The 20,413-nt window shown below is 50.0% G+C and carries 20 protein-coding genes; 7 read left to right on the top strand and 13 right to left on the bottom strand.

What is annotated here, in order from left to right; all coding sequences use genetic code 11:
* Positions 1-69: 69 nt before the first annotated feature.
* The 3 genes from KS4_RS00595 to KS4_RS00585 form a co-directional block, all read right to left on the bottom strand.
* Positions 70-738, bottom strand: coding sequence for a sirohydrochlorin chelatase (locus tag KS4_RS00595; RefSeq protein WP_145073098.1), 669 nt, complete (start codon positions 736-738; stop codon positions 70-72).
* A gap of 38 nt (positions 739-776) precedes the next feature.
* Entirely contained in the window at positions 777-1,637 is an 861-nt protein-coding gene (locus KS4_RS00590; RefSeq protein ID WP_234698895.1) for a type II secretion system protein, read from the bottom strand.
* Positions 1,638-1,724: 87 nt separating this feature from the next.
* Complete coding sequence (locus tag KS4_RS00585; RefSeq protein ID WP_145073091.1) at positions 1,725-2,450, bottom strand: PEP-CTERM sorting domain-containing protein; 726 nt, start codon at positions 2,448-2,450, stop codon at positions 1,725-1,727.
* 613 nt (positions 2,451-3,063) lie between these two features.
* On the opposite strand from KS4_RS00585, the gene KS4_RS00580 reads away from it, so the two are divergent.
* From KS4_RS00580 to KS4_RS00565, 4 genes are all read left to right on the top strand, one after another.
* On the top strand, positions 3,064-3,465 hold the full coding sequence (locus tag KS4_RS00580; protein WP_145073088.1) for an RHS repeat-associated core domain-containing protein: 402 nt from the start codon (positions 3,064-3,066) through the stop codon (positions 3,463-3,465).
* A gap of 92 nt (positions 3,466-3,557) precedes the next feature.
* Positions 3,558-4,013 (top strand): hypothetical protein, encoded by a 456-nt coding sequence (locus tag KS4_RS17405; protein ID WP_200761425.1) that lies wholly within the window; start codon positions 3,558-3,560, stop codon positions 4,011-4,013.
* A gap of 160 nt (positions 4,014-4,173) precedes the next feature.
* A complete protein-coding gene (locus tag KS4_RS00570; RefSeq protein WP_145073085.1) occupies positions 4,174-4,671 on the top strand; it encodes a hypothetical protein in 498 nt (165 codons plus the stop codon).
* A gap of 221 nt (positions 4,672-4,892) precedes the next feature.
* Entirely contained in the window at positions 4,893-5,576 is a 684-nt protein-coding gene (locus KS4_RS00565) for a hypothetical protein (protein ID WP_145073082.1), read from the top strand.
* A 55-nt stretch (positions 5,577-5,631) separates the two neighbouring features.
* On the opposite strand, the gene KS4_RS18080 is transcribed toward KS4_RS00565, so the two are convergent.
* The 10 genes from KS4_RS18080 to KS4_RS00520 form a co-directional block, all read right to left on the bottom strand.
* Positions 5,632-5,907, bottom strand: coding sequence for a transposase (locus KS4_RS18080; RefSeq protein WP_390620468.1), 276 nt, complete (start codon positions 5,905-5,907; stop codon positions 5,632-5,634).
* Between the two features lie 860 nt (positions 5,908-6,767).
* Positions 6,768-7,391, bottom strand: coding sequence for an indolepyruvate oxidoreductase subunit beta (locus KS4_RS00560; protein ID WP_145073079.1), 624 nt, complete (start codon positions 7,389-7,391; stop codon positions 6,768-6,770).
* A 117-nt stretch (positions 7,392-7,508) separates the two neighbouring features.
* On the bottom strand, positions 7,509-9,278 hold the full coding sequence (iorA, locus tag KS4_RS00555) for an indolepyruvate ferredoxin oxidoreductase subunit alpha (protein WP_145073076.1): 1,770 nt from the start codon (positions 9,276-9,278) through the stop codon (positions 7,509-7,511).
* 256 nt (positions 9,279-9,534) lie between these two features.
* Entirely contained in the window at positions 9,535-10,875 is a 1,341-nt protein-coding gene (locus KS4_RS00550; RefSeq protein ID WP_145073073.1) for a phenylacetate--CoA ligase family protein, read from the bottom strand.
* A gap of 102 nt (positions 10,876-10,977) precedes the next feature.
* Positions 10,978-11,436, bottom strand: a complete 459-nt coding sequence (locus KS4_RS00545) for an amino acid-binding protein (protein ID WP_145073070.1) — start codon at positions 11,434-11,436, stop codon at positions 10,978-10,980.
* Positions 11,437-11,534: 98 nt separating this feature from the next.
* A complete protein-coding gene (locus KS4_RS00540; RefSeq protein WP_145073067.1) occupies positions 11,535-12,872 on the bottom strand; it encodes a phenylacetate--CoA ligase family protein in 1,338 nt (445 codons plus the stop codon).
* 607 nt (positions 12,873-13,479) lie between these two features.
* Complete coding sequence (locus tag KS4_RS00535) at positions 13,480-14,160, bottom strand: hypothetical protein (protein WP_145073064.1); 681 nt, start codon at positions 14,158-14,160, stop codon at positions 13,480-13,482.
* Positions 14,161-14,441: 281 nt separating this feature from the next.
* On the bottom strand, positions 14,442-15,059 hold the full coding sequence (locus KS4_RS00530; protein ID WP_145073061.1) for a PEP-CTERM sorting domain-containing protein: 618 nt from the start codon (positions 15,057-15,059) through the stop codon (positions 14,442-14,444).
* 422 nt (positions 15,060-15,481) lie between these two features.
* The gene (locus tag KS4_RS00525) at positions 15,482-15,886 is read right to left on the bottom strand and encodes an acyl-CoA thioesterase (protein WP_145073058.1); all 405 of its coding nucleotides are present in this window, start codon (positions 15,884-15,886) and stop codon (positions 15,482-15,484) included.
* 50 nt (positions 15,887-15,936) lie between these two features.
* Positions 15,937-16,584 carry a DUF4253 domain-containing protein gene (locus KS4_RS00520; protein ID WP_145073056.1) on the bottom strand — a complete coding sequence of 216 codons (648 nt, stop codon included), beginning with the start codon at positions 16,582-16,584 and terminating at the stop codon, positions 15,937-15,939.
* A gap of 458 nt (positions 16,585-17,042) precedes the next feature.
* Between KS4_RS00520 and KS4_RS00515 the strand changes: the two genes are divergently transcribed.
* The 3 genes from KS4_RS00515 to KS4_RS00505 all read left to right on the top strand — a co-directional run bounded on the left by KS4_RS00515 (position 17,043) and on the right by KS4_RS00505 (position 20,331).
* Entirely contained in the window at positions 17,043-18,584 is a 1,542-nt protein-coding gene (locus KS4_RS00515; protein WP_200761424.1) for a sodium:solute symporter family protein, read from the top strand.
* A 368-nt stretch (positions 18,585-18,952) separates the two neighbouring features.
* On the top strand, positions 18,953-19,981 hold the full coding sequence (locus KS4_RS00510) for a cell division protein FtsQ/DivIB (RefSeq protein ID WP_145073050.1): 1,029 nt from the start codon (positions 18,953-18,955) through the stop codon (positions 19,979-19,981).
* Positions 19,982-20,145: 164 nt separating this feature from the next.
* Positions 20,146-20,331 carry a hypothetical protein gene (locus KS4_RS00505; RefSeq protein ID WP_145073047.1) on the top strand — a complete coding sequence of 62 codons (186 nt, stop codon included), beginning with the start codon at positions 20,146-20,148 and terminating at the stop codon, positions 20,329-20,331.
* Positions 20,332-20,413 lie beyond the last annotated feature (82 nt).

Below are 20,413 nucleotides of genomic sequence, written 5' to 3'. Positions count from 1 at the left end.
TCACCAATTAGAAAAGGACAGGCCCAAAAGCCTGTCCTTTTTCTCTCAGCATCAATCTCCTCACAATCCTCAATTCATTGAATCCATCACCTGTTCATGCAACACCCCCGCCACACGCTCAACCGGAAACGGCCACGCATACGTCAACTTAACATGCGGATAATTCTCCTCGACACGTTTCATCGAATTCAAAATATCCCGCTCCGAATGGCCACCCCCCGGCGTCATCATCACCGTCGTCACAATCACATGCGTATAACCCTGCTTCACCGCCGTATCAATCGCATCGCCCGTCGTCGGCCCGCAAAACTCATTAAAACCTATAAAAACCGGCAATCCCGACCTCGATCGCAGAACATCTGCAATATCCTTCACACCAAAATAATACGCATTGTTCTCTCGCGTCATCGGCCAATTCAGCAGCTTTTTCGCAAGCACTTCCCCCTCCGCATCATGCTCATGATCCTCTCCCCCATCACCATGATCATGACCCGTCATCTCATTCAGCGCCTTGATCGCTGCACGCAATTCATTCCTCGGGAAATCACTCGGCGGCACCCCATGCCCAACCAACACAACCGCCACATCATCCTTAACAACCTGCTTTACATCAGCTTGCTTATCACCCACAGCCCCCGACACAACCAACGGCAAAACCGCAGTCATAACCAAAGCGCCAACAATCACAACCATCGGCAACATATACTTCATCTGCTTTCGCATACCATTTATCGACATATCAAAATCTCCTTTGATTTCTGCCTACATATAATCAATTAATCCACAAAATCATCATCCGCCCACTTCGCACCCTGATACCACAACCGCATATCCAACAGCTCCTCCGCTCGAAGCCCCTCCACATGCCCATCCAAAAACCCGCTTGATGTCACCTCCCCATATCGCCCCTTCGGCAAACCCATCCCTATCCCTTGGTTAGATACAACCATCTCACCATCCTCAACATCCCACTTCCGCCCATTCGCAACCGGTGGCGTAGCCCAGTAAAACCCATTCCCCTCAACCAGATCACCAGTCAACACTTGCTGCACTTCTGTAAACCAAATCAACCCCGATGCGTTCCGGATCTCCGATCGCTTAAACACCACATGCTCACCCACATTCCGTTCATACGACCAGCCTGCCGGCCTAAACCCCTTAAAAAAAGCTACCGAATGATGACCACCCACAAACACAGAATTCGGCGCAAACCCCGTCGTCACACTAATCGCATACGCTTTTTCAAAAGCCGTCGATGCATCCTCGCCCACCCGCGGAACCTCTGGCAACGCCGTGTGGTCATACATCACCTCCCATATCCCCGAAAAATACGGCGACAACCGCCACGCATACCGCGATGTCACCGGAAATGACAACTTCAATCCATTCGCCTCAACATCAAAACCCACACCCCCTAACGTCGGCGGCGCATACCCATACAACAACTCCCCGTCATACTCATTTGCATACAACTCGCCAGCCACTAAAACCTGTTTTAAATTACTCCGATTCCTCACCGACATCGCCGCGACCCGAGCATTGCTAAGCGCTGGCAATAGCATCCCTATAAGCATCGCGATTATGCTTATAACAACAAGTAACTCTATTAATGTAAACCCGGGCCATGCCCTCTTCATCTTCTTTCCAATCATGATCAATACCCGAAGATTACCAAAACAGAAAAAGGAGAGGCGGCCACTAACGCAGCCGCCCCTTCCACTCCCTTAAACTTTCCTACGTCTCTGTAGTATCATCAACCCACCCAAACCAAGCAGCGCAACCGCCGCCGGCTCTGGCACAACCGTCACCGACATCGCACTATCCGTCAGATAGCTATCAATCCGTAACCCATCAAAACTCGAATGCCCCGCATACGATGCAACAATCTGGTAATCACCGACATAGTCAGGCAGATAAAACTCATAAATATCTTCATAGCTGTAAATCGGAACCGGCGTAGAACTACCCGGAGGTGTCATGTTGTACAAAAACACCTTCCCTAGTTCATCCGATCGCAACTGCACCGCACCCGCAATCTCCTCACCAGCTCCATTGAAAACCTTCACCTCATCTGCACTCGACGTCGATGCCATCTGCACCACGACATGCGTACCTGTGCCACTACCACCAGACGCATTCACAACATCCGCCGTCACATCAAACTCACCAAACAACCCATAAAAATTCCCCGAGCTCGCAACATATGGCCCGCTAACCTGCACGCCAGAAGACGCCACCAAATCTCCCTCACGGTTATAGCCAACATCCGGCCCGTTCCCCGTTGTCCCCGTAAATACATCCCAAGCCTGATACGTCGACCCCGATGATCCCACCGACCATTCACCCGGATCTACAAAATTCACAGGCGTCGCCTCCGCAACACCACCTACAACACCAACAAACACCATCCCAGCGACCAATGCCGCTCCTAAATGACCTGAATTCTTCATCGTCTCTCCTTCCAGAAACGAGGGTTCATATAAACTGCCCGCCTCACGACTCGTTGCTTTCAACAACAAGACAATTCGCAGCAGACCTGCGCCTCATGTTCCGTCCTTCATAGCGAACAATTCACCAATCGAACGCGAACACGTTTAACGCACCATACTGCCAGCCAACACAGCCAGCACCACAGGCTCGGCTTTGTCACCGAAATCACAAGCTACTGCCAAACATGCATTTACAACATGGCACATGGCAACAACCGTGGCATCAGCAATCAGGGAGTGGAAGGAATACCGAAGCCTGTTTGTTTTATTGAGATTGAATCTCAATTTCTTTAAGTCTAATAAGCACCCAAACACCTGTCAACCCCATCTCAAAGAATCACTCAGCCAAACCATCATGCCCCTCACTTCGCCGCTTCGCCCGTTCTAGCAAATCAATGATCGCCGCATCACCAAAACCCGCTACGCCAACAACCTCGCCGAAACTTTTCAACTCTATATCTACAACAGTTCACAGGTCATCGAAGAGCACCACAGCCCCGATACCACCATCGCAAACGCAGTCTTCAAGCAGTCATACCTCTACGGCTCATACGTCGATCAGCCGTTAGCCATCATGACGCAAACCAACCCTGCGCTCACCGATGTTCGCTTGCTGATACAAAATCGTCGCTACAGCGTTGTCGCCATGGCAGATGCATCCAACGCAACAATCCTCGAACAATACACCCACACCTCCTTCGGCCGCACCTCCGTCTTCGACGCCACCGGCAACCCCCTCGCTACATCTGCATATAACAACCCATACGGCTTCACCGGCCGACGTTACGATTCAGAATCCAAACTGTATCACTACCGTCGCCGCGCCTACAGCCCAGAGTTAGGCCGCTTCCTCCAACGCGACCCCGCCGGCTACGTCGATGGCTACAACCTCTATGCATATGTTAGAAACAACCCACTACGATTCATCTTGTTAATGGAGAACGCATTTCTAGTGGGAGTAATACACATATTTTAGGTAACTATACGGCAGGGACTGCTGGAGCGCTTGCTGAAGAAATTGCGGTACTCAATGATTATATATTTTACGTCATGAGATTGCTTGATTCAATGTATAAAAAATTAGGCTTAAGGGTACCAGTTCGTAAAGATTTAAATCCGCTAGGGATGCGAAATCAAGTAAGAGAATTTGTATATAATGATGTTGATCATGAAAGCAATCTAACATACGCAGGTAGTGTGGCTTATGATACTGCTATGGTACTCGTACCGCTTACGAAGCTACCTAAATCACCCAAAACCATAACGTCATTTGATGAGTTGCCGAAATGGAAACAAAATATCATAGAAGGCAATCAGTTTAATCGAGATAGACGTGCTTCTTATCCATATAATGAAGTGTATATTGAAAGATCTGGTAAAAATCATGTTAGGTTAGATTCATACAACCCAGATTTGGGCGAGATAGTATCAAGAAAATATACGCAATCCAATCAAATAAAATTGAACACAGCAAAATCTTATATCAGAGAAATACCAAAAAGTATCCAGTTGGTGCTAAGATAGCGGATGTGCCTACGAGCAATGGATTAGTTGGACTCAATTTGCAGGGACAATATATACTTGAAGTACCTGTACAAAATAGGCCAATTCCACAGAAGGTATTAGATTATGCGGATAAGCATGGTGTACTAATAAGGGATGTGAATGGAAAGGTGTACTGAGTATGATAAGTTATATTTATTGTAGATCGTGGTTTAACGCTAAGAAAAAAGCACTAAATATAATAGATCAAAAAACTGCACAATATGATCATAATGCAAGGCAAATGTACACTGTTCTTATCAGCAAAGATGAGATTCCTAAGTATGTAATTATTGTAAAAGATACGTTTGTTTGTGTTTGTGTTTTAGATCATTTGTTACGCATTTATTTAGAATTTCACTATGAAGAGGTACACACAAGTCGACTTTTTATGAGGATGGCTATACGACGATCTTATGAACAAAATACTGACAATGTCTTGGATGGTCGTTCTTATATCTATAAAACGTCAGGCGACTTGTGTATTCGGCAATCAGCATATAATTCGCCCGAAACAAAAATTTTACATTCTCATGTCGATGTCTCTGGATACTATGCACAATATCCTGAGTTTGGTCAGTACATGGAGCTTATCGAGAGGGGATTGGCTCATAAATTTGAAGCAAGGGATAATAGGTAATAGGAATGCTCTGTAGTAACTCTGTGCAGTGATCGATGATTACGAGGCTATATGTGAACGCTATCAGCCTCATTCTCAGATTACAAAGGGCATCACTATGAGTCGTTAATATGGCGCCAAAATTATGTTTTAATATGCACCTAGGGCAACACGGCCACATTCTGTTGTATATCAAGTGAAAATTGATGGTACTACATACACAAGGATATTTTCAAACTGATATGAGTTGGTCACTAAATATTACGAATGACATCATTCAGAATAAACAGATTTCTTTCTTGGGAGGAAAACCCTGTATTCCAAGAGGGTATACTGTTCCAAAATGTAAATTATGCGGCAATGAGCAATGCTTTTACTATCAGATTGCCTTACCCACGGGAATGTTTTGGGCTGATAAAACAATTGCACTGTTTTGTTGTACATCTTGTATGGATGAAAGCTTTATTGTTCCACAGATGCTTAAAACGATTTTGCACCAAGCCGATATCCCTGGAGAGTTTTTATCGAATTACCAAAGGAACTTCGAGTTTTTAGTCTTTGAAACCAATAATGGCTTCCTGATGGAATCTTATCAGGAGAAAGTGAAATTTCGTGCGATTGAATTGATTGAATCCAATGAGCTTGGCAACTTTGGAATGTTGGGGGGTACGCCACAATGGATGTCGGAAAATGAGTCACCAGCTTCTTATGATGGAGATATACCAATGCATTTTCTTATGCAACTGTGTTCTGGAATAGAGTTTCATGTGCATGAGGCCGCTCCACCGCAAGTTGAACTGAATATTATGGGTGAACAATCGCCATCACCATTCGATTTTTATTCCCTATTTTTGGGTAATGCTCTGTACTTGTTTGGTACGGAGTATGGAGATCCTCTTGTGTATGCAATAACTCAGGTTGACTAATCGAAGAAATAGAGGATTTCGGGAATATTAATTTGGCTAATCAATTGTTAGTTTTTCAAACAAACTTACATAATCTGAGAGCAATGCGAGCTGGAAGGTTCACACCTACCCGCCATTGGGAATAAAAGGTGCCAGGTATGCTCTGTAGAAACCCTCCGCGGATGTAGATGATGGCGAGGTTGTGTGTGAGTACCATCAGCATCATTTCCTGATTGCGACGTGCATCACTATGAGCAGTTAGCGCGGTGCCAAGATTTCGTTTCAACATGCTCGTCACGGTTTCAACTTGCCAACGTTGGCCATAGGTCTCATCATCAAACGCAGTTGCCATCAGAAAACAGTGTTTGCCAGCTAGGATCACAAAAGATGACAGGGATCTACAATTAGATGTTTGCTGCCACGTTATAAAGACAAGCATTTAGCACTCTATTCAAATGTTAGATTATTTTAGGCGTTTCACGTTAGACGAATTAATCTAATCAAAGGTTATACAACCCAATTTATCGCAAGCATATTTCTAGCCTCGCATCAAGTCATACCTTTTTACAGCATCTAAATACGCCTCGTTATCGCAATCATATCGAACACAACCCCAATCCCCCCCACCTAAAAAATCTTTGTCTCTCTCCACGCACTGACTCCCCAAAATCTCACAACGCAGATAGCTCATTTAGCTCCGTGTGGATATCAACTCGATCCATTCCTCAACACGTCACGGCACACAGCAAATACCGCACGCACCTATCCAAAAGCCGCCACCCAATCATCAAGCTGCAGCATAAACATGAGCACACGACGCACGCGTAAAAATCACGAATAGCCCCTCATCTTGAGACTAAAAATCTTTTAGAAAGCGCACAAACGCGCCTTTGCCCCTATTCGCACTCGTGTGGTAAATTCAGTTAGCGCGCGGTTATCACCCAAATTTTGCTATTCTTTAGCCATTTCTCACCAAAACAGACCAATTTTAACTACGGGTAAGTCACTGATTTGGAGATTTCGTGCGCACAAACGCGCGTTTCCCCCCTGTTTTCTCTATGTTTGTGCGCGCAGTTAACGCAATTGAACACCCCCTTTTTTGAATCAAACGCGAGCACACTCACTACCAAACACTGAGCGAAACGTGCGCATAACAAAGGCTCGCAGCCAAAGACTGCGAGCCTCATAACATCATCAAATAGTTAGCTTACATCACGCATTCGCGCTCTGTGATGCAATCGTCATCGCCCTACCCTCATCAAACGCCTTGAGGTTCAACTCCAAAAATTTGGGTTTCACCGACGTCTTCACACCCTCATGCCATACATCTAACGGTAAGTCCAAACCAACACTTAAACCACCCATCAGCACGACGTTAGCAGCTTTCACGTTCCCCAATTCAACCGCTTTTTGCTGTGCATCAATCAGGCTCAGATTACTGAACGCATTCTTCAGCCGATCATCAATATCAGCCGGATAATCACAAAGGCCCGAAGAGACTGTCGTTGGGATAATCTGCGTATTCGCAATCACCGCTAGACCGCCCGACTTCACATAGTGCGCACCACGCACCGCTTCGACCTTCTCAAAAGAAGCCAAAACATCCGCCGTACGCTCTGCAATCAAAGGGCTGTAAACCTTTTGTCCATAACGTACTTGCGCAATCACGGAGCCGCCGCGCTGGGCCATACCGTGCACTTCATTGGTCTTCACATCAAACCCGGCGTGCATTGCCGCACGGGCCATAATCTCACTGGCGAGCAAGATGCCCTGACCGCCCACGCCGAGCAAAACGACGCTTGTGACTTTATCTTCGCTAGCATTTACTTGATTCATTTTATCATCACTCGTTATCATTTCGAGGTTTTTACTACTGATTAACGCTATCTTTTGGCTTGCACAAAGTATCTTAACTGCAAGCGTTTGCTCGATTATTCAACCGATCCGCAGCGTTTACTTCTCCGTACCTTGAGCATTAATCAGGTCAAGCTCGCAAACATTTTCACACAGCGAGCAACCCGTACACATCAATGGTTCAATTTTCGGAATTTCACCGTTGTACTCAATCGCCGGGCAACCGAGCTGCACACAGTTACCACAGGAAACACAGAGATCTTGATCGATCTCACGCGGCGTTTCCCAGACCGATTTATCATTCAGAACACAAGGGTATTTCGCTACGATCAACGTCGGCTCATCCACTTCAAACTCTTGTTTAAGCAATTGAACGTTGCTGTCGATATCACGCGGGTCGACCGAGAAGATGCGTTTAATGCCACAAGCTTCGCCTATCTTCTCGATAGACAGTGTTTGTGTTGGATCGCCCATGAGCGTTTTACCCGTACCGGGGTGGTCTTGATGACCAGTCATGGCCGTGGTGCGGTTGTCGAGGACGATGATGATTGAGGTGCCCTTGTTGTAGGCGATGTTGCAAAGGCCGGTGATGCCAGAGTGGAAGAAGGTGGAGTCGCCGAGGATGCCGACCACTTTCTTCGGTTCGGGTGAGCGATCCATGCCGTGAGCCATGGTGAATCCGCCGCCCATGCAGAGGATGGTGTCGATACGGGATAGGGGTGGCGCGACGCCGAGAGCGTAACAGCCGATGTCGCCGGTGACGATGCAATCGAAGTAACGTAGTGCTGTGAACATGCCGCGGTGCGGGCAACCGGGACAAAGTGTCGGCGGTCGCATGGGCAGGTCGGCTGCTTCTTCCACGGGTGAAAGATTCGGCGCTTCTTTACCTTCGTACTTGGCGCGAATGACGGCGAGTTTTGATTGGGTAAATTCGCCGATGTTTGGTACGAAGTTTTTACCATCGCACTTGATGCCAAGTGCTTTAATGTGCTCCTCGTAGAAGTCGTCGAGTTCTTCAATGACGAGGACATTGTCGACGTTCTCTGAGAACTCTTTGAAGAGTTTGTCGGCGAATGGATAGGCCATGCCGAGTTTGAGGACGGAAGCCTCAGGCCAAACTTCTTTGACGTAGAGGTATGAGGTTGATGAGGTGATGATGCCGAGAGATTTGTCGTTGTACTCTATTCGATTAATAGAGTCGGTCTCGGCGAAGTCTTTGATATCGTGGAGGCGTTTTTCGAGATCGACGCGCATCTGACGAGCAAATGCGGGGACGGGTACGAATTGGCGTGGGTTTTTCTGGAAGCCGATTTTGGTCTCGGGGAGTTGGCGGTCTTCGAGATCGACTAGGCCGCGGGAGTGGGAGACGCGGGTGGTTGAACGGACGATGACGGGTGTTTTGAATTGTTCTGAGATTTCAAAACCACGTTTCATCATATCTTTGGCTTCGGTGGCATCGGAGGGTTCGAGGATTGGAACCTTGCCGAACCGGGCGAAGTGACGGGTGTCCTGCTCGTTTTGAGACGAGTGCATGCCGGGGTCGTCGGCGACGAGGATCACGATCCCGCCGACACATCCGGTGTATGCGAGTGTCATGAAGGGGTCAGCGGCGACGTTGAGGCCGACGTGCTTCATGGTCACGAGAACGCGGGCACCGGTGAGTGCGGCGCCGGCGCCGACTTCGAGGGCGACTTTCTCGTTGGGTGACCATTCGCAGTGAAGGTCTTGTTGTTTGTATGCAGCGAGCGCTTCGAGGATTTCAGTCGAAGGCGTGCCGGGGTATCCGGCGGCCACGGTAACACCGGCTTCCCATGCACCGCGTGCATAGGCGTCGTTGCCGGAGAGGAGGTCTTGTTTTAATTCGCTCATGGTTGTCTTCCGTCAATACATCGTTGAACGGGGTTGGGTCTAATTACTTGCGTTGACATGCACGGCATGTCGAACAGGCGGTGAGTTTATGCGTGAGGAAAATACGGCTAATCGTTGATTAGGTTGTGTGGGTTGAGGGGTGTTGCCCCATACACGGAGCGTGGGGCTTGTTTTGAGTTGGGCAAACTTGGAGTTATTTGCTCAGACACCCCGCCACCGGCGGTGGCGGGCTTGAGGAGTTGTGGGGGTGTTTGTTTTATTTTTCCATGCTTCCGGGAGCAAAGCGGTTGTCTATGACGCGCTTAGCTTTACCTTCGAAGCGGGCGAGGGTTTGTGGTTGTACGAGATTAAGTGTGACACCGATGCCGGTGATGGTGCGGATTTCTTTGTCGATGGCGCGTTTGAGCATGTTCATCTCGGTCATCTTGTCGGAGAACATGTGAGGTTGGATTTCAACTGAGACGGTGACTTGGTCGAGGTTGCCGGGACGGTCGAGTTCGATCATGTAGTGCGGGGTTGTGCCTTCGACGGAGAGGAGGGCTTCTTCGATTTGGGAAGGGAAGACGTTGACGCCACGGATGATCATCATGTCGTCGGAGCGGCCGATGACGCGGCCCATGCGGCGAGTGGTTCGGCCACAATCGCAAGGCTCTTCGTGGATGACGCAGAGATCGCGGGTGCGGTAGCGGAGGAGGGTGGTGGCTTGTTTGGTGAGATTTGTGATGATGAGTTCGCCGATTTCGCCGGGTTTTACAGGCTCATCTGTTTGCGGATCGACGAGTTCGAAGAGGAAGTGATCTTCCTGAAGGTGCATGCCGTTGCGACAAGGGCATTCGCCGGCGACGCCGGGGCCGAGGACTTCGGAGAGTCCGTAGTTGTTGAATGCGGTGATGCCGAGTTCAGCTTCGATAGCGACGCGCATGTCTTCTGTCCAAGGTTCGCCGCCGAAGTGGCCGAATTTGATTGGCAGGTCGGTTGCGGGATCGAGTCCTTCTTCTCGAGCAACCTCGGCTATATTCAATGCATAGGATGGTGTGCAGATGAGGGTTTCGGTGTTGAGGTCGCGGAGGAGTGCGATTTGCCGGCGGGTGTTGCCGGAGGCGGCGGGGATGACACCGGCGCCGACGCGTTCGATGCCGTAGTGAAGGCCGAATCCGCCGGTGAAGAGGCCGTAGCCGAAAGCGACGTGAGCGAATTGGTTTTTGCGTAACCCGCCTGCGTAGAGGAAGCGGGCGCAGAGGTCTGACCAAGTGTCGAGGTCTTCTTGTGTGAAGACTGCGAAGGTTGGTTTGCCGGTGGTGCCTGATGATGCGTGAAGACGGGCGAGTTGGTCACGTGGAACGGCAAGGAGGTCGAGGGGATAGTTATCGCGGAGGTCAGTCTTGACGGTGAAGGGAAGTTTGCGAACATCGTCGATGGCGTTGATGTCATCGGCGGTGAGGCCAAGGGCGTTCAGATTTGCGGTATAGAAGGGAACGTTTTGATAGACACGGGCAACGGCTTGCTTCAAGCGTTTTGCTTGAAGGGCTTGGAGTTCTTCGCGAGGCAGGGATTCGTTTTTATCCCAGATCGTTTGTTCGGTTGCTAATTGTGTCATTTTTCAGGGTTTCATCCGTGACGAGATTGAACAAATGCAGGCGGCTCTTCCAAACACCCCACCACCGGCGGTGGTGGGCTTGAGTATCAATCTAACTTGTAATTAGGACTGGATTTCACAGGATTTCTTTTCTTTGAAGACATCGGCTTCTGAGAGGATTTTAAAATCGCTGGTTGCGTTGATGACGTCGGCCACGTTGCAGGGGTCTTCGAAGCGGGCGATGAGGACGGCTTCGGTGGTGTGGGCGCAAGGGAAGGCGTACATGTATTCGATGTTGATGCCTTGGTTTTGGAAGAGTGCGAGGATGGAGGAGAGGCCGCCGGGCTTGTGGGGGACTTGGATGGCGATGACGGGTGTGAGATTGACGACGAACTGGCCTTTTTCGAGGACGGTTTTTGCTTTTTCCCATTCGGGTGTGATGATGCGGAGGATGCCGAACTGTTCGGTGTCAGCGGTAGACATGGTGATGATGTTGACGCTGCTCTTGCCGAGGATGTCGAAGACGGCGGCCATTTGTCCGGGCTTGTTTTCGAGAAAGACTGAGAGTTGCTGGATTTTCATGTCTGGTCTCTTTAAGTTTCTAACTGTTAGTTAGGTTGGTTTTTTGTTTTAACAGGCGAGTGATCCCATACGTGTAACGTGTGGGCTTGATGTTCGGCTTATGTGTTGGCTTCGTTGCGATTATCTATGACGCGCTTAGCTTTACCTTCTGAACGTTGGAGGGTGTGGGGTTCGACGAGTCGGAGGTTGACGCGGATGCCGATGATTTCGGCGATGGCGGCGGAGAGTTTTTTGCGGAGGCGTTCGAGTGAGCCGATGGTGTCGGAGAAGTGCTCGGCGGTGACTTCGACCTGGACTTCGATCTGGTCTAGGTCGTTGTGTTTGGTGAGGATGATTTGGTAGTGAGGGAGTGTGCCTTCAACGTTGAGAAGTGCGGTTTCGATTTGTGAGGGGAAGACGTTGACGCCGCGGATGATGAACATGTCATCGGAGCGTCGGCCGATACGTTCGATGCGCCGGATGGTGCGGCCGCAGGAGCATTGTTCGTTGTAGATGGTGGTGATGTCGCGTGTGCGGTAGCGAAGCATGGGCATCGCTTGCTTGGAGAGGGTGGTGAGGACGAGTTCGCCTTCGGTACCATCGGGGAGCGGTTGGCAGGTTTCGGGATCGATGATTTCGGGGTAGAAGTGGTCTTCGAAGATGTGAAGCCCTTCTTGAGCGGAGCATTGGCAGCCGACACCGGGGCCGATGATTTCGGAGAGGCCGTAGATGTCGTAGGCTTTGATGTCGGTGAGTTGTTCGATGCGTTTACGCATGGAGTCGGTCCATGGTTCGGCGCCGAAGATGCCTGCACGGATGGGGAAGTCTTTGAGGTCGAGTCCCATTTCGTTGGCTTTGTCGATGATGCGGAGGAAGTATGAGGGGGTGCAGCAGATGACGGTTGTGCCGAAATCTTTCATGAGCATGACTTGGCGCGTGGTGTTACCGCCGGAGATGGGGACGACGGTTGCGCCGAGTGATTCGATGCCGTAGTGGACGCCGAGACCGCCGGTGAAGAGGCCGTAGCCGTAGGCGTTTTGTACGACGTCGCCGGCGTGCATGCCGCAGGCTGCGAAGGTGCGTGTCATGACTTCGGCCCAGGTGGTGAGGTCGTCTTGGTTGTAGGCAACGACGATAGGTTTGCCGGTTGTGCCGGAGGAGGCGTGGAGCCGAACAACGTCTTTCATGGGGACGGCGAGCAGGCCGAGTGGGTACTCGTCGCGGAGGTCTGTTTTGACGGTGAAAGGGAGAAGCTTCATGTCTTCGAGTGTGTGGATGTCTGTAGGCGTGAGCGAACGTTCGTCCATGCGTTTACGGAAGAGTGGGACGTTGTCGTAGGAATGCTGGACGATTTGCTGGAGGCGTTGAAGTTGGAGCTGGCGCAACTGATCAACGGGCAAGTAATCCGGAGATGAAGTCGGATGAAAGAGGGCGATTTGATCTAAGGCGGCGGTCATGATGGCGTCTCGGAAGAAGGCGTAGTTGATGAAAACACAGAACACGCACAACACAGACAACACAAGCGAGACACAACAAAGACATCGATCGCGAACACTGATCGGGTCACAGGCGAAGCAAAGCGGTGAGACAACAAGCGTGGCAGGCGTGCTTGTTGGCCACCTCCGTAGACTGCAGCGCTCGAATAGGGAGTCGAACCACAGGCGTCGGACGTTTAGAAGCTCAATGGGTCGGGGCACAGGCAAGGTGCGGACGAGAGGGAAGACCATTAGAGCTACAGGAACATTATAAAAGGATCTTTAACTATTTTGAAATGAGAAAGAGTCTCAATTGAGTGGGGAGAGGGTGGGGAAACCGAGGATATGGGATGTGATAGATGGGACAGATGGGGTGGTTCGCATTTAATGAAATCGAGACAGGCTGAAAGAGTGAAAGGATGGTATTGGCGCATTATATGATCGACATGCTTGCATTATGTGTCGATATTATTCGTTTTTATCGACATGTTTTAGATATATGTCGATGAGATGCTATAAAAAAAGCCCGACGCGGTGGTCGGGCTGATGATGTTTGTTGTTCTTGTTGTGAGCATGGACTGCGTTGAGATTATGCGCGATTGCGTTCGCGGCGGAGTAGGAGAAGGGATGAGAGTGCGATGAGTGAGAGTGAGGCGGGTTCTGGGACGACGAGGCGAGGTTTTACACAGATGTCGTCGTCGGTGACGACGAAGTAGTTGATGAGGCCGCCAGTGTCATAACTGTTGTGAGATGGGGGGAAGGTTGCGGGAAGTGGGCTGTCGAATGATTGGCTGATGTAGTGTATGTTGCTTGAGCCTTGACCGACGCCGATGGTTGCGAGTGTATCTTGGTCGTAGATGGCCATGATCCAGTAATTGCCTGCGGAAAGTGAGATGGGGAGATCCATTTCGTATGTACTTGTGCCGAGGGTAAAGGTTTGCGTGGGTGTATCGACGGCTATTTCATTGATGCCGAGGGATGTGGTGTGCGAAACAGATGTTGCGATGAGGTCACCAGGCGCATTGCTGTTGTCGGCGTAAAGTGCGAATTGAACCTGTGAGCCGGCTTGGTTATAAGTTGAGCCGAAGTGTGTGATGAATGTGTCTTGGGTGATGGTGACGGGGATGCCGAGCAGGTAATCTGCAACATATGTGGTTGTACCGCTTAGGGGTTGATCGTTGCCAAAGTTAACAGGCGCGGCGGTAGCGGTGAGTGATAAGGTAAAAATAGTCAGGACGCTTAAAAAAGCGTTTAGCCATTGGGTCTTCATGATTTGCGATCTCCCTCAATCGGCTCTAACCGTTGATTAGTTACAAACAAAACGGCGAAACCTTGGTTTGATTACCTGATACACAATATGCGTATAAAGGAAATGCTCCCACCCTTGTAAACGACAACTTACAACGCGAAAACGTGGTGCATGTTTTACGTACTCAATTCAGTTTAATCCGAGAAAATCGCTTTACAAATAAATGAGCACGTTTTAAAAAAAGAATTTTATTCTTTTGTAATAGTCTATAAAACAAGGGGAATTAGGCAGTTTAGGCAAAATTATACGCCTATTTTTTTGCGGCGAAGAAAAATCGGGGCGATAGTGAATGAGAGTAGGGCGAGGGATGCGGGTTCGGGGATGGGAGCATTGATGTCGGTAATGAGGTAGTAATTGAATGATCTGCCGACATAGGTGAGGTGGCTTGCGGGGAATACTGGGGGCATGGAACCAGTGAAGGATGTGAGGATGTATGGGTTCGTGGTTGATTCAGCGCGCATCGTGCCAGTGGCTTGCACGTCGTAGAGGGAGAGGAGCCAGTAGGTTCCGGCGTTAATGGGTGTGTTGGATATCAGTGGGATGTGGTTGTGTGAGTTGTAGATGATGTTATGCGGATTAGTTGATGCGATAAGTTGATCGGGGGCGTTGTTGAAGTCGGAGTAGATGCCGAATTGAACCTGGTTGCCGGTACCTTGGTAGATTGAACCGATGTGTGTTGCGACGGTGTTGTGTGTTACGTTGATTTGAAGGCCGAGGAGTGCATCGCCGCCGAAGATGTGGGTATCGGCAGAATTAACGGTGTCGTTGCCGAAGTTGATGGGTGCGGCGTGGGTGGTTGTGATGATGGTGAAAATTGCGAGCAGAATCGTGCAAATAACGGATGGTTTCGTGAATGACATCTATTCCTCCCTTTGGGTGTTGAATGACGCAACTGCTTAATACGTCTTGGGTGACTGTTTGCAACATCTCAGAAAATAGGTCGAGTTGAGCGTTTGCGTGTTAATGGATTTGCTGAAAACTTATATTGGCGCGCCGCGAAGTGTCGCGGCGGCTATTCATTGCTGCATGTCATTGTGCTAGATGCTTTATGTGCTACAGCAATCGGGTTTGGGGACGGTAAGGCCCGTTTGATGCTTTTGGTTTTATATGTCGAGAGATGTGACGGGAACACAGGCATCTGGCGACGAACAATGTTCACAGGCGGATGTGAACATGGTGAAATTATCGTTCATGAACAAGAGAAAACAACAGGATTGATGGGTGTGCTTGGGTAATTCTGTAATGAAAAGTTGTATTAATCGGATTTTACTTAGATCGATGATCAATTTGTAAAAAGGTCGGTGACCCATTGAGGAGGTCGGACGGGGCGGCCGGCGGGGTTGGCGAGTGCGTGAATGGTGTAGCCTTCGGCGACGGATGCGCCGTCGTGGTCGGGTCGTGTAATGGTGACGGCGGCGCGGAGACGGGCGCGACCTTCGAGAGTGAGGGTGGCGGTAATGTCGAGGAGGTCGTCGTAGTTGGCGCGGCCTTTATAGAAGATGCGTGCTTCGATGACGGGGAGGAAGATGCCATCGGTTTCCCATTGGGTGTAGGGGCGGCCGGTGGATCGGAGGGCTTCGTTGCGGCCGACTTCGAACCAGTCAAGAGCGACAGCATTGTAGAAGGTGTTCATCTGGTCGGTTTCGCCGTAGCGGACACGGGTTTGGGTGGTGTGGATGATGGCCATGAGGGGTAGTTTAATAGGTGAGCAGTGGAGGAGGAAGTTTTAGAGAGCGGTTAATCCCACCAGAAGTACCAGTACTGATTGTTTTTCATTGCCGAAGCGAGATTGGCAACCCGTTCAACCCCCTGCAAGACAATATCCTGGCAATAGATGAACTGCTCCCACGCAAGTTTCATGGCTTCTTCCTGGGTTGTTGGCGGTTTTGTGACATAAGCTTCGACAATATCATTGCTGACTGCGACTACTTTAGCGCCGTATTTTTCTTCCCAGTATTTCCAGATGGCACAGTGCGTTTCAGGTGATGGGCAATCGTTCCAGTTGCCATATTTCAAATGGGCGAAAACTTTCCAAATGGAAGTAATCGGTAATGTAATGCAGGTTACGTCTGTTTTAATGGTACCAAATTCATTGAGCTGGATACCGTGAGAGTTTTCAGATTCGCCTGGCCAAGTACCTTCGTAAAAATCCAGTTCGCCATGCTCGTCTTCTAGTTCGCGTCTACGACTAGCGAACCATTCTTGAACGTCGATTTCATCTGCACTTTTCAGAATATTGGATGGGGATTCTGGATTTATGCATGCTAGATCTTGGAAATTGTCTTGTTCCTCAGGTAAGCCGCAAATGAATAATTTCGTATCGGATTGATGCGATTGAATTGTTTTTTCGAGAGAGGTTTTGCCTTCGATTTGGATGAATTGCATGCTTTGCCCTTATTGATGGAAAGTGAGAATGACGATCTCGAAGGGTAGTTTAAATTTTTAGTTGTACGAGTGCGAGCGGGTCGTGCTGGTTTCATTGATGAAGAAGGGGAAAGCGCTTTTTTTGGGGAAGAATGCTGTGTTGAAATATGACGATGGACGGAATGACACCCCCGCACCGGCGGTGCGGGGCTTGAAGGTTGGAGGGATGAAGTGATTGGTGTGAGGTGGGGGGGGTGGGGACGGGGGGGGCTATATAAAGATATATTGGTTTATTGATAGCTGTTATACTGCGTTACACTTGATTGAGTGGGATTTTAGATGTGAGTGGTGGGCATTTTAGGTACGAATGACTGTCTGAGAGGATGGGGGGAATGAAGGGAAGCTGAAACGTGAACGTGTTTGCGATTGCTCTATTTTGCGTGTTTCTGTGTTTGATGTTTGGGATCGGGATCTGGGGGATGAAGAAGACGCGGAGCGTTGATGATTATGTGTTGGGGGGGAGAGGGATCGGGCCTTGGATGAGTGCGCTCTCGTTTGGGACGGCGTACTTTTCGGCAGTGCTGTTTATTGGGTTTGCGGGGAAGATTGGTTGGGGGTTTGGGCTGAGCGGGCTTTGGATTGCGGTGGGTAATGCGGTGATCGGTTCGTTGGGGGCGTGGCTTGTATTGGGTGCGCGAGCGAGGCGGATGAGTCATAACCTTGGTGTGGTAACGGTGCCCGGCTTTTTGGCGGAGCGGTTTGGGAGTCAGGGGTTACGGATCCTGGCGGCGATTGTGGTGTTTATCTTTTTGATCCCGTACAGCGCGAGTGTTTATAAAGGATTGGGCGAAATGTTCCGGTTGGTGTTCGGGCTTGAGTATGAATATGCGGTAATCGGGATGGCGGTTGTGACAGCGTTTTATTTGGTGTTGGGCGGGTACTTTGCGGTGTCGTTGATCGATTTTATTTTGGGGATGGTGATGCTTGTGGGTTCGACGCTGATGATTGGGGTGTTGGTGATGAAAGTGGCGGGGATGCCGGCAGGTCAGATGTACATGATTGGTGGTGAAAATGTGAGTATGAAGGTTGGTTTGGGCGGTGTGTTTGATGCGATACAGAATGCGTATGAGGCGCATATGCCGGTGGGTAGGCGGCCGGGATGGTTGTTGTTGGGCGGGTTGGTGTTTATGACGAGCTTTGGGACGTGGGGATTGCCGCAGATGTCGCAGAAGTTTTTTGCGGTGAAGGATGAGGGGATGTTTGTGAAGGGCGGGATTGCGACGTGTTTGTTTGCGGGTGTGATTGGTGGTGTGGCGTATTTTATGGGGAGTATGCTGCATATGTTTTTTGAGAAGCCGCTGGCGGTGACGAAGGTGGTGGATGGTGTTGAGAAGACGATCCCGAAATGGGACGCGATGGTGCCTCAGCTTTTGCAGAACGAGTTGCCGGAGTGGTTGTTGGCGGTGATTTTGTTGTTGATGTTCAGTGCCAGCATGTCGACGCTGGCGGCGCTGGTGATGACGAGTGCGAGCGCGGTGTCGGTGGATATTGTGGGGGCGATGAAGAAGTGCGAGAAGAAGGGCGGGTTGGGATTGATGCGGGTGATGAGCGCGGTGTTCGTGGCGATTAGCTGCGTGATTGCGTTGAATGATTTTACGTATATTGTGCAGTTGATTTCGTATAGTTGGGGAACGACGGCGGGGGCGTTTATGGGTGTGATGTTATATGCGTTTTTCTGGAAGGGAACGACGAAGTGGGGCGCGTATGCGGGGATGGTGAGTGGGCTGTTGTGTGCGGGTGTGGTGTTTAACTTGCCGATGATTTGCGGCTGGTTTGGGTATGAATATGGGGGATTGGGTTTGCCGGTGGGTGCGAGCGTGGCGATGATCGTGCCGTTGTTTGTGGTACCGGTGGTATCGTGGGTGACGCCGGGAGTTGAGGAGGCGCGGATTGCGAAAGCATTCACCCCTAGAAATCGTGGTGAAGAAGTTGAGAAAGAGAAAGCTATGAGTGTGGGGTGATAGAGAGGGGAAAAATAAAGGGCCATAATCAACGCTGCTCAATCGGGTAGCGTTTTTTATTGGAGCGTGATGATGAGATCAAGTTTTGCTTAAGTGATGATGAAGATGGGGATTGTGAAGTGGGTGGTGAAAGGTTGGGGAAGTGGGGCGAGGGGGTGGGCGAGACGAGGAAGGTCTGATAAAAGAGGGGAGCTGATAATTGTGGGGGCGGCAGTATTGGGAGTGGGGTCATGGGTGTTGGTTATGGGAAGGTATTGCCGATGAAAGGATGTGAGAGGGCGGGTCAAAAAAGTGCGAGCTGTAAGCTTGCCGTTTTGGACTGGGGACGGGTACTGAATTGAAAACAACACGGTTTACATGGAGTAGGCATGGGCTGGTTTTTAACACGTGAGAGTTTTAACGGGGGTAAGAAGAAGAAAGCAACAGCGAAGCGTGGTGCGAAGAGTGCCTCGCCGAAGTGGGATCCTGCGCAGACGGTGGTAGGTGTGCAGGTGTGTGGTTGGATCGCGCTGGTGGTGGCGCTCGTGGTGGGATGGCGGTATATGGAGAAGGGGGTGATGGATTATGCGGAGCGGAATTGGAGTCACGAGATTTTGGCGGGTGATGTTTATCTGGCGGGTGTGCCGGGATGGATGCTGGATGAGCGTGGTAAGCCGAACTGGGTGGCGGAAGAAGTGAAGGAGTTGGTTGCAACGGCGATTTGTCCAGAAGGATTGCCGGTGCCGGGGCCGTTTGATGGGGGTCGATTGCAGGAAGCAGCGGGACTGATCTCGGATATTGCGTGGGTGAGGGATTTGAAACAGATTCGAAGAGTGAAGGGCGGGACGATTGTGGTTGAGGCTGATTACCGTGAGCCGGTGGCGTTGGTCGCGCGGGCGGATGGTTATCAGGCGGTGGACAAAGAAGGTTATTTGCTGCCAATGATCATGCAGTCGGAGCAGGTGGATTTATATCGGGAATGGTTGCCAGTGATTTCAGGTGTGAGTTGGTCGAATGTGAGAGCAGGCGATCGCTGGGAAGATGCGAAGGTGATGGCTGGGATTGCGGTGGCGGATCGTTTACGTTTTGAGGTGGGTGTGGCGAAGCAAATCGCGAGCGTGGATGTGAGTGGTGCGGATATGTATGGGCGGGTAAAGGTTGTGCTGGAGACGGTGAATGGTGGTGAAGTTGTTTGGGGAAGGTCGCCACGGGATGATCAGGGGATTGAGGTGGCGAGTGATGTGAAATTGCAGCGGCTTGTTGAGCTTGCGAATAATGTTCAAACAGGCGGGTTGATTGATTTTGATGGTCAGTATGTTGAGATTACTGGGCCACGGATTACAAGAGGAAAGGGTTTGGGTGCACCGGCCAAGGGGGAGCAACAAGGGGGATTTCGGCGGGTGAATAACACGTATTAGAACGTTTTGCGAAATGACTTGCCTCGTTGAGCAATGGGTCGTTACGTTAAAAACGCTTTTCACATAAGCCTGCATCCGATTGTTTCGCAGGACATGTGGTACGTAATGAGGCAACATGCTCTAGTCGATAATAAAAGATGCCGATTGTACTAACCATCAAATAGATGGCTGGTACAAACGAGAAGATGGGAAACGCGTTACCGATCAGGGACGCGTTTCTTTTTTTTAGTGCTAGTGGTTCGTGCTTTGCTAGAAATGCGAAGGATCGGAAGTGCGTGAGGGTGGTGATTGGATGGCTGACTTTGATGGGGGAGGGGAAAGACTTTCGTGGATCATGGATCGGCGGCTAATAATATTGTGTGGTAATTGTGGGTGCTGTGGTGGGATGGGCGATAGGAATGTTGGTGGGTGTACTTGCTTGAAAGGGTGATT

Origin of the sequence: Poriferisphaera corsica (genome assembly GCF_007747445.1) — a bacterium.
Lineage (GTDB): Bacteria > Planctomycetota > Phycisphaerae > Phycisphaerales > Phycisphaeraceae > Poriferisphaera > Poriferisphaera corsica.
This window is presented reverse-complemented; position numbering and strand designations above follow the sequence as displayed.

Excerpts from the sequence above, each read along its gene's own strand:
- KS4_RS00570 (WP_145073085.1), top strand. The coding sequence starts at position 4,174 with ATGATAAGTTATATTTATTGTAGATCGTGGTTTAACGCTAAGAAAAAA.
- KS4_RS00550 (WP_145073073.1), bottom strand. The coding sequence starts at position 10,875 with ATGACACAATTAGCAACCGAACAAACGATCTGGGATAAAAACGAATCC.
- KS4_RS00560 (WP_145073079.1), bottom strand. The coding sequence starts at position 7,391 with ATGAATCAAGTAAATGCTAGCGAAGATAAAGTCACAAGCGTCGTTTTG.
- KS4_RS00580 (WP_145073088.1), top strand. The coding sequence starts at position 3,064 with ATGACGCAAACCAACCCTGCGCTCACCGATGTTCGCTTGCTGATACAA.
- KS4_RS00585 (WP_145073091.1), bottom strand. The coding sequence starts at position 2,450 with ATGAAGAATTCAGGTCATTTAGGAGCGGCATTGGTCGCTGGGATGGTG.
- KS4_RS00545 (WP_145073070.1), bottom strand. The coding sequence starts at position 11,436 with ATGAAAATCCAGCAACTCTCAGTCTTTCTCGAAAACAAGCCCGGACAA.
- KS4_RS00525 (WP_145073058.1), bottom strand. The coding sequence starts at position 15,886 with ATGGCCATCATCCACACCACCCAAACCCGTGTCCGCTACGGCGAAACC.
- KS4_RS00535 (WP_145073064.1), bottom strand. The coding sequence starts at position 14,160 with ATGAAGACCCAATGGCTAAACGCTTTTTTAAGCGTCCTGACTATTTTT.
- KS4_RS00505 (WP_145073047.1), top strand. The coding sequence starts at position 20,146 with ATGGCTGGTACAAACGAGAAGATGGGAAACGCGTTACCGATCAGGGAC.
- KS4_RS00590 (WP_234698895.1), bottom strand. The coding sequence starts at position 1,637 with ATGAAGAGGGCATGGCCCGGGTTTACATTAATAGAGTTACTTGTTGTT.
- KS4_RS00515 (WP_200761424.1), top strand. The coding sequence starts at position 17,043 with ATGAAGAAGACGCGGAGCGTTGATGATTATGTGTTGGGGGGGAGAGGG.
- KS4_RS18080 (WP_390620468.1), bottom strand. The coding sequence starts at position 5,907 with ATGGCAACTGCGTTTGATGATGAGACCTATGGCCAACGTTGGCAAGTT.
- KS4_RS17405 (WP_200761425.1), top strand. The coding sequence starts at position 3,558 with ATGTATAAAAAATTAGGCTTAAGGGTACCAGTTCGTAAAGATTTAAAT.
- KS4_RS00595 (WP_145073098.1), bottom strand. The coding sequence starts at position 738 with ATGTCGATAAATGGTATGCGAAAGCAGATGAAGTATATGTTGCCGATG.
- iorA (WP_145073076.1), bottom strand. The coding sequence starts at position 9,278 with ATGAGCGAATTAAAACAAGACCTCCTCTCCGGCAACGACGCCTATGCA.
- KS4_RS00565 (WP_145073082.1), top strand. The coding sequence starts at position 4,893 with ATGAGTTGGTCACTAAATATTACGAATGACATCATTCAGAATAAACAG.
- KS4_RS00530 (WP_145073061.1), bottom strand. The coding sequence starts at position 15,059 with ATGTCATTCACGAAACCATCCGTTATTTGCACGATTCTGCTCGCAATT.
- KS4_RS00520 (WP_145073056.1), bottom strand. The coding sequence starts at position 16,584 with ATGCAATTCATCCAAATCGAAGGCAAAACCTCTCTCGAAAAAACAATT.
- KS4_RS00540 (WP_145073067.1), bottom strand. The coding sequence starts at position 12,872 with ATGACCGCCGCCTTAGATCAAATCGCCCTCTTTCATCCGACTTCATCT.
- KS4_RS00510 (WP_145073050.1), top strand. The coding sequence starts at position 18,953 with ATGGGCTGGTTTTTAACACGTGAGAGTTTTAACGGGGGTAAGAAGAAG.